This is a genomic window from Bradyrhizobium sp. CCBAU 53421 (assembly GCF_015291625.1).
Taxonomy (GTDB): domain Bacteria; phylum Pseudomonadota; class Alphaproteobacteria; order Rhizobiales; family Xanthobacteraceae; genus Bradyrhizobium.
This window is the reverse complement of the sequence record NZ_CP030047.1, coordinates 5,720,398-5,733,421: the sequence shown is the minus strand read 5'-3', so window position 1 is coordinate 5,733,421 and position 13,024 is coordinate 5,720,398. Positions and strand designations below refer to the sequence as shown.

At 64.0% G+C, this 13,024-nt stretch carries 12 protein-coding genes; 3 read left to right on the top strand and 9 right to left on the bottom strand.

All coding sequences use genetic code 11. The features are described from left to right. Positions 1–19: 19 nt before the first annotated feature. The 4 genes from XH92_RS27470 to XH92_RS27455 form a co-directional block, all read right to left on the bottom strand. A complete protein-coding gene (locus tag XH92_RS27470; RefSeq protein WP_194454907.1) occupies positions 20–1,240 on the bottom strand; it encodes an ABC transporter substrate-binding protein in 1,221 nt (406 codons plus the stop codon). A gap of 193 nt (positions 1,241–1,433) precedes the next feature. After that, positions 1,434–1,862: a hypothetical protein gene (locus XH92_RS27465; RefSeq protein ID WP_246787649.1), complete on the bottom strand. Its 429-nt coding sequence runs from the start codon at positions 1,860–1,862 to the stop codon at positions 1,434–1,436. Positions 1,863–1,938: 76 nt separating this feature from the next. Then, on the bottom strand, positions 1,939–2,619 hold the full coding sequence (locus tag XH92_RS27460) for a site-2 protease family protein (RefSeq protein WP_194454906.1): 681 nt from the start codon (positions 2,617–2,619) through the stop codon (positions 1,939–1,941). A gap of 83 nt (positions 2,620–2,702) precedes the next feature. Beyond that, the gene (locus tag XH92_RS27455) at positions 2,703–3,605 is read right to left on the bottom strand and encodes a DMT family transporter (protein WP_194454905.1); all 903 of its coding nucleotides are present in this window, start codon (positions 3,603–3,605) and stop codon (positions 2,703–2,705) included. A gap of 93 nt (positions 3,606–3,698) precedes the next feature. Between XH92_RS27455 and XH92_RS27450 the strand changes: the two genes are divergently transcribed. Next, positions 3,699–4,568: a LysR substrate-binding domain-containing protein gene (locus tag XH92_RS27450; RefSeq protein WP_194454904.1), complete on the top strand. Its 870-nt coding sequence runs from the start codon at positions 3,699–3,701 to the stop codon at positions 4,566–4,568. 102 nt (positions 4,569–4,670) lie between these two features. Here XH92_RS27450 and XH92_RS27445 read toward each other — a convergent pair whose 3' ends face one another. The 5 genes from XH92_RS27445 to XH92_RS27425 all read right to left on the bottom strand — a co-directional run bounded on the left by XH92_RS27445 (position 4,671) and on the right by XH92_RS27425 (position 10,338). Beyond that, on the bottom strand, positions 4,671–5,288 hold the full coding sequence (locus XH92_RS27445) for a glutathione S-transferase family protein (protein ID WP_194454903.1): 618 nt from the start codon (positions 5,286–5,288) through the stop codon (positions 4,671–4,673). A 187-nt stretch (positions 5,289–5,475) separates the two neighbouring features. Beyond that, a complete protein-coding gene (locus tag XH92_RS27440; RefSeq protein WP_194454902.1) occupies positions 5,476–6,222 on the bottom strand; it encodes an SDR family NAD(P)-dependent oxidoreductase in 747 nt (248 codons plus the stop codon). A 191-nt stretch (positions 6,223–6,413) separates the two neighbouring features. Continuing rightward, positions 6,414–7,145 carry an SDR family oxidoreductase gene (locus tag XH92_RS27435; protein ID WP_194454901.1) on the bottom strand — a complete coding sequence of 244 codons (732 nt, stop codon included), beginning with the start codon at positions 7,143–7,145 and terminating at the stop codon, positions 6,414–6,416. Positions 7,146–7,257: 112 nt separating this feature from the next. Continuing rightward, positions 7,258–9,096 carry an IlvD/Edd family dehydratase gene (locus XH92_RS27430; protein WP_194454900.1) on the bottom strand — a complete coding sequence of 613 codons (1,839 nt, stop codon included), beginning with the start codon at positions 9,094–9,096 and terminating at the stop codon, positions 7,258–7,260. A gap of 213 nt (positions 9,097–9,309) precedes the next feature. Continuing rightward, positions 9,310–10,338, bottom strand: a complete 1,029-nt coding sequence (locus XH92_RS27425; protein WP_194454899.1) for a LacI family DNA-binding transcriptional regulator — start codon at positions 10,336–10,338, stop codon at positions 9,310–9,312. Positions 10,339–10,544: 206 nt separating this feature from the next. Between XH92_RS27425 and XH92_RS27420 the strand changes: the two genes are divergently transcribed. After that, positions 10,545–11,612 (top strand): ABC transporter ATP-binding protein, encoded by a 1,068-nt coding sequence (locus XH92_RS27420; protein WP_194454898.1) that lies wholly within the window; start codon positions 10,545–10,547, stop codon positions 11,610–11,612. A 77-nt stretch (positions 11,613–11,689) separates the two neighbouring features. After that, on the top strand, positions 11,690–13,009 hold the full coding sequence (locus XH92_RS27415) for an ABC transporter substrate-binding protein (protein ID WP_194454897.1): 1,320 nt from the start codon (positions 11,690–11,692) through the stop codon (positions 13,007–13,009). Positions 13,010–13,024: the final 15 nt, after the last annotated feature.

The window sequence follows — 13,024 nt, the reverse complement described above, 5'->3', positions numbered from 1 at the left end:
GCCCCGGAATGAGGTCGTCTCAGCTCTTCTTCACCAGCGGGCAGACGCTCTTCTCGAGCGGCAGGAAGGCTTCATCCGCCGGGATGGTTGCCACCAGCTTGTAATAGTCCCACGGATATTTCGATTCCTGTGGCTTCTTCACCTCGAACAGATAGGCGGGGTGGATCTTGCGGCCGTCGATGCGGATCGAACCCTTGCCGAACAGCGGATCGTCGGTCGGCAACTCCTTCATCTTGGCGACGACGACGCGGCCGTCATGCGGATTGCCACCGAGCGCTTCCAGTGCCTTGAAATAGTGGATCAGCGACGAATAGACGCCGGCCTGCACCATGGTCGGCGGGTTCTTCTTGAACCGCTCCATGAAGCGCTTGGTGAAGGCGCGGGTCTGGTCGTTCATGTCCCAGTAGAACGTCTCGGTGAAGTTGAGGCCCTGCGCGACGTTGAGGCCGAGCGCGTTGATGTCGGTGATGAACAGCAGCATGCCCGCAAGCCGCTGGCCGCCCGAGACGATACCGAATTCGGCGGCCTGCTTGATCGCGTTGGTGGTATCGCCGCCGGCATTGGCGAGACCGACGATCTTGGCCTTCGAGCTTTGCGCCTGCAGCAGGAACGACGAGAAATCCGCGTTGTTGAGCGGATGCTTGACGCTGCCGAGCACCTTGCCGCCATTCGCGGTGACGACCGCCGAGGTGTCGCGCTCGAGCGCCTGGCCGAACGCATAGTCGGCGGTGAGGAAGAACCAGCTGTCGCCGCCGGATTTCACCAGCGCCTTGCCGGTGCCGTTGGCGAGCATGTAGGTGTCGTAGACCCAATGCACCGTATTCGGCGAGCATTGCGCCCCGGTGAGGTCGGACGAGGCGGAGCCCGAGTTCAGGTTGACGACGTTCTTCTCCTTGGCGAGGTTCGCAATCGCAAGCCCGACATTGGAAGCTGCGAGATCGACGAACACGTCGACCTTCTCGACATCGATCCACTGCTTGCCGATGTTGACGGCGACATCGGGCTTGTTCTGGTGATCGGCCGAGACCAGGTCGATCTTCCAGCCCTTGGCCAGCAGCCCGGAATCCTCGATCGCCATCTGCGCCGCCACCGTCGAACCGGGACCGCCGATATCCTGATAGAGACCGGACTGATCGCCGAGGGCGCCGACCTTGGCGACCTTGTCCATCGTCTGCGCCGATGCACCGCCCGCGAAAACGAGGCTTGTCGTCATGATCAAGGCTGCAATGGAACGCTTCATCTGTCCTCCAGTATGATTTTTGTTCTTGAGTTCCTCATTATGCCCGGCATCGGGCGCATCGCCTAGGGCACAGGCGCGATCGATCGCGCGCGATATTCCACGCTGCGGCGATTGAGCGGCTAGTCGCGCGCGACGCGATGCCGCGGCACGCGCGTCGATGATGAAAGCGGGAATGGCTTGAAGCGCGGTCGCGCTATTTCCAGTAGTAGCGGATCGCGACGTAGACCACGACGAGGCAGGCGAAGATCAGCGCCACCGGCATCGGACGCTTGGCGTTCGGAGCGGAGGTCGCCGCCTTCTTGGCAGGCAGGCGGCGGAACGCGGTGACATTGCCGGTGTCGGCAACCGGTTCGCGCGTGCGCGCCGGAACCTCGGGCGCTTTGCCGGCGCCGCCCATCTCCGCATAGTAGGTGCGGTACATCTCCTGGATCGTCGCCTCGCTGGCGTCGGCATCGCTCATCTGTTCCAGCAGCTTCTTGTAGATGGCCAGGAAATTCTGCGCCTCCGGCGGCAGGGCGGAGGCGCCGTTCAGCTTCGCCATCATCTTCCAGGTTGCAAAGTCAGCCCGCGCGCGGGTGTCGGCGCGTCGTGCAATCAGCATGTCGGCAGCTTTGATCACCATGGCCTCGAAGCATTCCCGTCCCTGAGCATGAAAGATTGGGTTCTGATCTTCCAATCGGGTCATGCGCAAATCAAGGCTATGTGTTTCCGGTAATGAGGAGAAGGGCGTTGATTACATAGCCGGTCAGAGTTCGCAGTATCATTGAAATAACATCAAGATTTAGGCCGACCTGCCTGCCGATCACGGGCAGCAGGATCAACAGCCCGATCAGGATCAGCATGCCGTAGGGCTCCAGCCGGGCGAGCGGGATCGCCAGCGGCCGCGGCAGTAGCCCGACCGCGACCCGGCCGCCGTCCAGCGGCGGGATCGGCATCATGTTGAAGATCGCGAGCACGATGTTGATCAGGAAGGCGTTTTTCAAATTGTCAGCGGTCCATTTTGCCGCATCGGCGGGAACCAGTGGCAGCGCGTGGAATGCCAGGGCCGCCGCAGTCGCCAGGATGATGTTGGTGACCGGGCCGGCCAGGGCCACCCACACCATGTCGAGCTTGGGATGGTTGAGCTTGCGGAAGTTCACCGGCACCGGCTTGGCGTAGCCGAACAGGAACGGCGAATGCGCGAACAGCAGCACCGCGGGCAGGATCAGCGTGCCGAACGGATCGATGTGCTTCAGCGGGTTGAAGCTGACGCGGCCGAGCTTCCACGCGGTGTCGTCGCCAAGCCTGTGCGCGACGAAGCCGTGCGCTGCTTCGTGAAACGTGATGGCGATCACCAGCGGCAGCACCCAGACGGAGACGTCGTAGAGGGAGATGTTCAATGCCTGCCGCCTCGGGTTCGCTTGGGACCGGACGTCAGGCTAGCACGGATTCGCTCACGGCTTTGCCGGTGAGCGGCCGCGCGTCAGCGTGCATCCGGCGCGACGACGCGGGCCTGGTGGGGCTGGGTGGTCGCGATCCAGATCCCGGCGAACACCGTGACGATGCCGGCCATCAGATTCCAGCTCAAGGGCTCGCCGAGCAGCGCCGCGCCGACCAGCGAGGCGGCGATCGGATTGACCGTGACCGAGATCGCTACCCGGGTCGGCGTCGTCCGCTCCAGCGCGAAGGCCCAGAGGTAGAAGGTGAGTGCTGCGCCGAACGCGCCGAGATAGATCGCGCCGAACCATTGCGGCGCACCGAACCCGGCGACCCGCGCGAAACTGCCGCGCAGCAGCGAGCCTGTTATGAGGACCGCAGCTCCGGCAGCCATCGCGAGCGTGGTGAAGGGGATCGGGCCGGAGCGGCGGATATAAGGCTTCGACCAGATGCTGTAGAGCGCCATGCAGAGCGCGGCTGCGACCATCAACAGATCGCCGCGCCAGGCGCCCGCCGGCGCTGTGGCGAGGCCGGAGAGCAGCGCCATCGAGACGCCGAGGATGGTGACCAATACGCCTGTTGTCTTTCGCGCAGTCAGCGGTTCGGCGCCAAGCGCCGCACCGATCAGCATGGTCAGCAGCGGCAGCGTCGAGAGCGCGAGCGCGCCGCGCGCCGCCGTGGTGAAGATCAGGGAAGCGTTGAACAGGATCGGGAACGCCGCGAAGAACAGCAGGCCGAGGCCGGCAACGCCAGGCCAGTCGCGCCGCGGCGGCCAGCTGCCACGTTGCAGCAGCGCCGGCGGCAGCAGCAGCAGGACGCCGATGCCGAAACGAAACGCGCCGATCGCCAGCGGATCGATCGCCCCGACCAGGTACCGCGTCGCCCCGATCGAGGTTCCGCCGATCGCGCTCGACGCGACCGCGGCCAATACCCCCCAGATTTCGCCCATCCGCCTCGATCCCCCTGTTTTGCTTGCGCAATCTAGGGAACGCGACATAATCAGGGAATGGAATAGATTTGATCCATCAAATCACGGATCGTTATGAGTGCGCCCGTCCTCGACCCGGATCTGTTGCAGGCCTTTGTCGCAGTGGCGGACCATCGCTCCTTCACCCGCGCCGCCGCGGCACTGAACCGGACCCAATCCGCGATCAGCATGCAGGTGAAGCGGTTGGAGGAGCGGCTGCAGGCCGAGCTGTTTCACCGCAGCACGTCCAGCGTCGATCTGAGCGCGGCCGGCGAGGGACTGCTCGGTTACGCGCGTCGCATTCTGAGCCTCAATGCGGAGGCGGTCGGCCGGGTGCGCGAGCACGGCATCGACGGGCGGGTGCGCCTTGGCGTGATGGACGACTACGGGACGCTGGTCGTCCCGCCGCTGCTCAAGGAATTTGTCGGCAACTATCCGCTGATCCATGTCGAGATGGAGACCGGGCTGACGTCAGGGATGACCGACCGGCTCGGGGAAGCCTATGACCTCGTGATCGCGATGCACCCCGAAGGGCGCGGCGAGGGCGAGTTGCTGCGCACCGAGCAGGCGGTATGGGCTGCGAGCGCCACGCATCGTGTCGAGGAGCTCGATCCGCTGCCGGTTGCGCTCTATCCGCAGGGCTGTCTGTTCCGGAGCTGGGCGATGCAGGCGCTCGACGCGGCGGACCGGCCGTGGCGGCTCGCCTTTGTCAGCCACAGCCTGTCCGCGGTCGAGGCGATCGCGGCGCAGGGCCTTGCCGTGACCGTCGTGAAGTCAGGGACCTTTCCGCCGACGTTGCGGCGCCTCTCCGCACGCGACGGCATGCCGCGACTGCCGCGAGCCGAGATCCGGTTGCATCGCGCGCAAAATCTTTCGCGGGCAGCATCATTGCTTGCGGATCATCTCGTTACGGCGCTTCGGCAACCGGCAAGGCGAGGGAGTTAGGGCGTGGACCCATAACGCGCGGCCAGCCATGGCCGGATAATGCGGGGTGAAGGCAAGGTAGGGCGCTGGAGCGGATCAAGCATCTGCAGTGGCGCGACAATTCTATTCTCGAAGTTTGCGGGCCACCTGCGCGGCCGGTCTATCGAGACTGGCAGCCAGCCAAACCTCAAGTTTCGGGTAAGCCGTGAGGTCTAACTTTAAACGGGTGAGGACATACAGCACGCACGCAACCATAAAGTCAGCCATGTTCCACGTATCGCCGCCGAGAAACGGGGTTTTGGCGAGCTGATCCTCGAGGACCGCCAGCTTCACGCGCAGAGTTTGTTCTGCCTGAACGGCCAAGGTCTCGTTCCGCTGCTCGGGCGGATAGAAAACCCGATTTCGGAACAGCGTTATCAGCGCCGGTTCAACTTCGGTGGTCGCGAAGAACGACCACTGGAGAATCCGGCCTCGGCTTTGCGGCGTCGACGGATAAAGCGAATTCTTGTAAGTCTCGGCGAGATAGAGGTTGATCGCGGCAGTCTCCCACATGACAAAGCCGCTGTCATCGATAGTGGGCACAAGCCCGTTCGGGTTCAGCTCGAGATACCAGGGTTCCTTGCATTGGGCGTTCGGTACGCTGAATGTTACGGGGATGTGTTCGTAGGGAATGCCGATCTCGTTTGCGAGCCAAATGACGCGAAACGCGCGGGAATGAGGGGCTCCAAAAATCTTGAGCATGCGATCTTCTCCGCCGGATAGGACCACTCTGCAAACCGAAACGATACCTTGCGCCATCCGGGGCGACAACCACTATGCAGGCGCGCACCATTGTCTGCCGCGACATATTGCGCTGCCGGATCGCTATTGGAGCAAAGCGGACGTAGTCACCAGTCACATGACGCCGCTGGGTTTACAGGTACACGGCCTAGTACGTCGCCCGTCCGCCGGAAATGTCGAACACCGCGCCGGTCGAGAACGCGCAATCCTCCGAGGCCAGCCAGGCCACCATCGCGGCGAGCTCCTCGACCAGCACGAAGCGGGCTTTGGGAATCTTCGACAGCATGAAGTCGATGTGCGCTTGCGTCATCTGGTCGAAGATCGCGGTCTTCGCTGCGGCCGGCGTCACCGCGTTGACCAGGATGTCGTGCTGCGCGAGCTCCTTGCCGAGCGACTTGGTGAGCGCGATCAGGCCGGCCTTCGACGAGGAATAATGCGCGGCGTTCGGGTTGCCTTCCTTGCCGGCGATCGAGGCGATGTTGACGATGCGGCCGTATTTCTGGCCGATCATGGTCGGCACGATCGCCTTGCAGCAGATGAAGGGACCCTCGAGATTGAGGCGGATCACCCTGCGCCAGTCTTCGAGATCGGTTTCCCAGACCGGCTTGTTGGCTCCGGTGATGCCGGCGTTGTTGACGAGGATGTCGATCTTGCCGAATGCCCGCAGCGTCTGGTCGCGCGCGGCGTCGACCGCGGCGGGATCGGTGACGTCGGTCTTGATCGCGATCACGTTCTCGCCGATCGCCTTGGCGGTCTTCTCCGCCAGCGGCTGATCGAAATCCCAGATCGCGACCCTGGCGCCGGAGGCGACGAAGCGCTCGGTGATGGCCCGGCCGAACCCTTGCGCGCCGCCGGTGACGACGGCGCAGCGGCCGTCGAGATCGATCTTGTTCATTGTTTCAGTCCTTTGACGTTTGCCTCAGGTGCAGCCGCGGCGGAAATCTGCTCCCTCGCCCCGTTCTTACGGGGAGAGGGTGGGGTGAGGGGTTGTCTCCACATACTGGTGCGGAGGTATTGTGCCTCGCCCCTCACCCGGAAGCTTCGCTTCCGACCTCTCCCCGCAAAGAGCGGGGAGAGGTTTGAAGGTCAGAGCATGAAGCCGCCGTCGACGACCATGTCGACGCCGGTGGTGAAAGCGGCTTCGTCGCTCGCAAGGTAGACCGCCATGGCAGCGATCTCCTCGGCGGTGCCGAGCCGGCCCATCTTCTGGCGGGCGACGAATTTCTCGCGTCCGTCCGGGCCTGCGGCAGCTGCGCGGTCCAGCATCGAGGGCGTCTCCACGGTACCGGGGCAGATCGCGTTGCAGCGGATGCCCTGGGTGATGAAGTCCAGCGCGACCGCGCGCGTCAGCAGCGAAACCGCCGCCTTCGATGCGCTGTAGACGTAGCGATTGGCCGGCGGCCGCAACGCCGCGCAGGACGAGATGTTGACGATGCTGCCGCCGCCGCCCGCCAGCATCGCAGGCAGGAACGCCTTGATGGTCCGGTGCATGGATTTGACGTTGAGATCGAACGAGAAGTCGAAGTCCTCGTCGGAGCACTCCAGAATGGTGCCGTGATGCACGAAGCCCGCCGCATTGAGCAGGATGTCGATCTTGCCGACGCGCTTGGCGAAGCTGTTGACCTCAGCGGTGCTGCGTACGTCGAGCCGCGCGGTCTCGGCGATGCCGTCCTTGCCCAGCGTGGCGATGCCGCTCTCGTTGATGTCGGTGGCGATCACGGTCGCGCCTTCACGCGCGAATGCGATCGCGCATGCGCGCCCGATACCCGCCGCCGCGGCGGTTACGACGGCGCGTTTGCCCTTCAGTCGATTGGACATGCAATTCTTCCTTTTCTCTTGCCTGTCATTCTGCGGCGCGCGCAGCGCGAACCCGGAATCTCGAGATTCCGGGTCTGGTGCTATCGCACCATCCCGGAATGACGGTGATGCTTCAGTGATTATCCCGCGCCACGCCGACCTTGCCCGCGATATCGTGGTAGCGCGTGGCGAGCTCGAGGCAGGCGCCGGTGGCGTGCTGGCCGACGGTCTGCCGGTAGAGCTCCTGCCACGGCGTCTGGTTGGCCGGGTGCGGGAAGCCGCCCTTGGCCTTCAGCTCGGCGCGGCGGGTGCGCAGCTCATCCTCCGAGATCATGATGTTGGCGCTGCCCTTGTTGAGGTCGATGCGCACCTTGTCGCCGGTCTTGAGGATCGCGAGCCCGCCGTCGGCGGCGGCTTCCGGCGAGGCGTTGAGGATCGAGGGCGATCCCGAGGTGCCGGACTGCCGACCATCGCCGATGCAGGGCAGGGACAGGATGCCGCGTTTGATCAGCGCCGCCGGCGGCTGCATGTTCACGACCTCGGCGCCGCCGGGATAGCCGATCGGGCCGGTGCCGCGAACGAACAGCACGCAGTGCTCGTCGATGTCGAGCGCGGGATCCTCGATCCGCGCATGATAGTCCTCCGGACCCTCGAACACGATGGCGCGGCCCTCGAAGGCGTTGAGGTCCCTCGGGTTGGACAGATAGCGGTCGCGGAATTCCTTGGAGATCACGCTGGTCTTCATGATCGCGGAATCAAACAGATTGCCGCGCAGCACGATGAAGCCGGCATCCTTCACCAGCGGCTTGTCGAAGCTCCAGATCACGTCGCCGTCGGGCTTCGGCGCTTCCTTGCAGTTCTCGCCCATGGTGCGGCCGTTGACGGTGAGGGCGCCTTCATGGATGCGCTTGTGCTTGATCAATTCGCGCACCACCGAGGGCACGCCGCCGGCGCGGTGATATTCCTCGCCGAGATAGAAGCCGGCCGGCTGCATGTTCACCAAGAGCGGCACGTCGTGGCCGTATTTCTGCCAGTCGTCGATCGACAGCTCGACGCCGACATGGCGCGCCAGCGCATTGATGTGGATCGGCGCATTGGTCGAGCCGCCGATCGCGGAGTTGACCACGATGCAGTTCTCGAACGCCTCGCGGGTCAGGAAGTCCGACGGCTTCAGATCTTCCCAGACCATGTCGACGATCCGTTTGCCGGTCTCGTAGGCGATCTGGCCGCGCTCGCGATACGGCGCCGGGATCGCCGCGCAGCCCGGCAGCGAGAAGCCGAGCGCCTCCGCTAGAGAATTCATCGTCGAGGCGGTGCCCATCGTGTTGCAATGGCCGACCGACGGTGCCGAGGAGGCCACGATCTCGATGAACTGTTCATAATCGATCTCGCCGGCGGCGAGCCGCTCGCGCGCCTTCCAGACCACCGTGCCGGAGCCGGTGCGTTGGCCCTCGTGCCAGCCGTTCAGCATCGGCCCGCCCGACAGCACGATCGCCGGCAGGTTGACGGTCGCCGCCGCCATCATGCAGGCCGGGGTGGTCTTGTCGCAGCCGGTGGTCAGCACCACGCCGTCGAGCGGATAGCCGAACAGCACCTCGACCAGGCCGAGATAGGCGAGGTTGCGGTCGAGCGCCGCGGTCGGGCGCTTGCCGGTCTCCTGGATCGGATGGGTCGGAAATTCCATCGCGATGCCGCCGGCGGCGCGGATACCCTCGCGGACGCGGTGCGCAAGCTCGAGGTGATGCCGGTTGCACGGCGACAGGTCGTTGCCGGTCTGGGCGATGCCGATGATCGGCTTGCCCGACTGCAATTCCTCGCGGGTCAGGCCGTAATTGAGGTAGCGCTCGAGATAGAGCGCGGTCATGCCCGGATTGTGCGGGTTATCGAACCATTCCTGGGAGCGGAGCCTGCGGCCCTTGCCCTTGCTGGTCTCGCCTGCGGCGCTGTGCCCGTTGGTGTGGGGTTTTGTCATTGGTTTCTCCCGCAATGCAAACTCTTGATGGGCCCATTCAAGGGCTCTGGTTCAACGTCGTTCTACCTTGCGCAAATCGCCGCGCTTTACAAACCGAAGCGATCACGCACAGGTGTTTCGGTGGATGGATTGGACCTTAGTTGAAGAGGCTTGGTTGCGCTATCATTTTGTCATCTTTCGCGTCCGTTGTGACGGGTTGGTGTCAGGTGGATGTCAGCTGCGTCGCGCCGAGCTTTGGCGTTCCATGACGCTGAAGCCGAGATCGACGACAGGCTCGGCCGGCCGGCGTCCTTCGAGCGTTTCGATCACCATCAGGGCAGCGTTTCTGCCCATTTCGTAGCGATTGGTGCGTACGCTGCTCAGCGTCGGCTCGCTCGACGCCATGAATTCGAGGTCGTTGAAGCCGACGATCGCAAGTTGCTCCGGCACCGCCATGTGCCGGCGCTTGCATTCGAACAGCGCGCCGAGCGCAAGGTCGTCGTTGACGCAGAACACCGCGTCGATGTCGGGCGCCTTGGCGAGCAGGTCGGCAAACAGCGTCCCGCCTAATGTCACCGAGGTTGGAATAGCGGTCGTGACAATGAGCTGCGGGTCGAACAGCGCGGCCTCGGTCATCGCGGCGCGATAGCCGTCGAGCCGCCGCTGCACCCGCGGATCCATCCGCGCGCCGAGGAAGCCGATCCGCCGGTTGCCCTGCGCGAGCAGGTGGGCGATTGCGGCTTTTGCCGCGTCAAAATGCGAGAATCCGATCATCATGTCGATCGGAGAGGGACCGATCTCCATGATTTGCACGATCGGGCAATCGACCGTCTCCATGATGCGGCGGGAATCTGGGGTCTGGTTGATGCCGGTGATGATCAGCCCGGCCGGCTTCTGTGCCAGAAAAAGACGCAGCAGGCGCTCTTCCTGCAGGATGCTGTAGCGGGTGTTGGCGAGCTGGATGCTGTAGCGGCTGCCGTCGAGCGCGTCATAGATGCCGCGCAGCACGTCGGCGAACACGTTGTTGGTCAGCGACGGGATCAGGACACCGATCACCTCGGTGCGCTGCGACGCAAGCGCGCGTGCCGCGAGATTGGGCACGTAGCCGAGTTCTTTTGCCGCACTCTCGACCCGGGCGCGTTTGCCGGCCGACAGTGCTTCCGGATTCCTGAAGAAGCGCGAGGCCGTAATCGGACTGACACCGGCGAGCTTCGCGACTTCGGCGAGCCGGATCTTGCCTGGCGTGATGCGCTTTCGGGCCATTTGCCGCTCATATCACGACGTTCGTCGCAGACAAACCGATATTGACAGCGCTACCAAGCGATTGCTAATCGAACGATTGCCAAAACCGGATAAACTGCGGACAATAACGCAGGTCTAACAGTGCCGCGCTCCCAGCGCGGCCGGAACAAAACAGAGCGGTGGCGGCACTCGTCGTACGCCGCCGGGAGCTTGAGGGAGGGAAGTGGATGTCGTCGGTCCAGATTCGCGACGTGCGGAAATCGTTCGGCAATTTTGAGGTCCTGCACGGCGTGTCGATCCCGATCGAGGACGGCGAGTTCGTCGTCCTGGTCGGCCCCTCCGGCTGCGGCAAGTCGACCCTGCTCCGCATGCTGGCCGGGCTTGAGAACATCACCTCCGGCACGATCTCGATCGGCGACCGCGTCGTCAACAATGTCCAGCCCAAAGAGCGCGACATTGCCATGGTGTTCCAGAACTACGCGCTCTATCCGCACATGACGGTCGCCGACAACATGGGCTTCTCGCTGAAGCTGCGCGGCGCCAAGCCCGAGGAGATCTCGACCGGCGTCAAGCGCGCCGCGGAAATCCTCGCGTTGACGCCGCTGCTCGAGCGCTATCCGCGCCAGCTCTCCGGCGGCCAGCGCCAGCGCGTCGCGATGGGCCGCGCCATCGTGCGCGATCCGCAGGTGTTCCTGTTCGACGAGCCGCTGTCGAACCTCGACGCCAAGCTGCGCGTTGCGATGCGCACCGAGATCAAGGAGCTGCACCAGCGGCTGAAGACCACGACCGTCTACGTCACCCACGACCAGATCGAGGCCATGACCATGGCCGACAAGATCGTCGTGATGCACGACGGCATCGTCGAGCAGATGGGCTCGCCGCTCGAACTCTACGACACGCCGGCGAACCAGTTCGTGGCCGGTTTCATCGGCTCGCCCGCGATGAATTTCCTCAAGGGCAATGTGAAGGTGAACGGCTCGGCGTATTTCGAGGGACCGAACGGCGTCAAGCTGCCGCTGAAATCGGCGCCGGCCAATTCCGATGGCAAGCCCGCGGTCTACGGCGTGCGGCCCGAGCATTTCACCATCGCCGATGACGGCGCCGAGGCGGAGATCGTGGTAGTCGAGCCGACCGGCTCGGAGACCCAGGTGTTCGCCAAGCTCGGCGGCGAGCAGGTCGTCGCGGTATTCCGCGAGCGTCATCTGTTCAACCCCGGCGACAAGGTTCGGCTCAAGCCGGATCCGGCGCTGGTCCATCTGTTCGACGATTCGACGGGGAAACGACTGAATAGCTGACGGACCGATTGATCCTAATGGCCGACCAACAGGCCAGATCAAAAACAATAAGAACACATTCATTGGGAGGAAGGACGATGCACGATTTGACTCGCCGCTCGCTACTTCAGGGCGGCACCGCGCTGGCCGCATCCGGGATGCTCACCGGTCCGGCGCTGTTTGACTTCGCCAAGGCCTGGGCGCAGAGCGCGCCCTGGAAGGCGGAGCCCGGTGCCAAGCTCACCGTGATGCGCTGGAAGCGCTTCGTGCCCGCGGAAGACGATGCCTTCAATGCCATGGTGGCGGCCTTCAAGGCGGCGACCGGCACCGAGATGAACGTGTTCAGCGAATCCTTCGAGGACGTGCAGCCGAAGGCGTCGGTCGCCGCCAACACCGGCTCGGGTCTCGACCTTGCCTGGGGCCTGCACACGCTGCCGCAGCTGTTCCCGACCAAGGTCCTCAAGATGAACGACGTTGCCGATTATCTCGGCAACAAATACGGCGGCTGGACCGAGGCCGCGGCCAAGACCTGCAAGCAAGGCAACGACTGGCTCGGCATTCCCGTCGCCACCATCGGCGGCTATCTGACCTATCGCAAGTCGGCGGTCGAGAAGGCCGGCTTCAAGCAGGTGCCGTCCGATTTCCCGGCCTATCTCGAACTCTGCAAGGCGCTGAAGGCGAACAACACGCCGGCCGGCTTCGCGCTCGGCCACGCCACCGGCGACGCCAATGCCTGGGTGCACAACATCCTGTGGGGCTTCAACGGCTGGACCGTCGACAAGGACGACAAGGTCATCATCAACTCGCCAGAGACGATGAAGGCGCTGGAATACGCCAAGGCGCTGTCGGAGACCTTCATTCCCGGTGTCGCATCCTGGAACGACTCCTCCAACAACAAGGCGTTCCTGTCCGGCGAATTGTACCTGACCTCGAACGGCATCTCGATCTACGTCGCGGCCAAGGACGACCCGAGCAAGAAGGAGCTCGCCGAAGACATCGACCACGCGCTGTGGCCGGTCGGGCCGATCGGCAAGCCGACCGAGCTGCAGCTCGCGGTTCCGATCCTCGCCTTCAACTTCTGCAAATATCCGAACGCGGCGAAGGCGTTCATCGCCTTCATGCTGGAGAAGGAGAATTTCGAGAAGTGGCTGTCGGGCGCGCGGGGTTATCTCACCCACACGCTCAATGCCTATGACGCGGCGCCGGTCTGGAAGGAAGATCCGAAGAACGCGGTGTTCGGCCAGGCCTCGAAGCGCGCGCTGCCGGCCTCCGGCATCGGCACGCCGGGCGAGAAGGCGGCGACCGCGATCGCCGACTTCATCGTCGTCGACATGTTCGCGAACTACTGCACCGGCGCCAAGGACGGCAAGACCGCGATGGCGGAGGCCGAGCGGCAGCTGAAGCGCATCTATCGCTGATGTGATGGCCGCGGG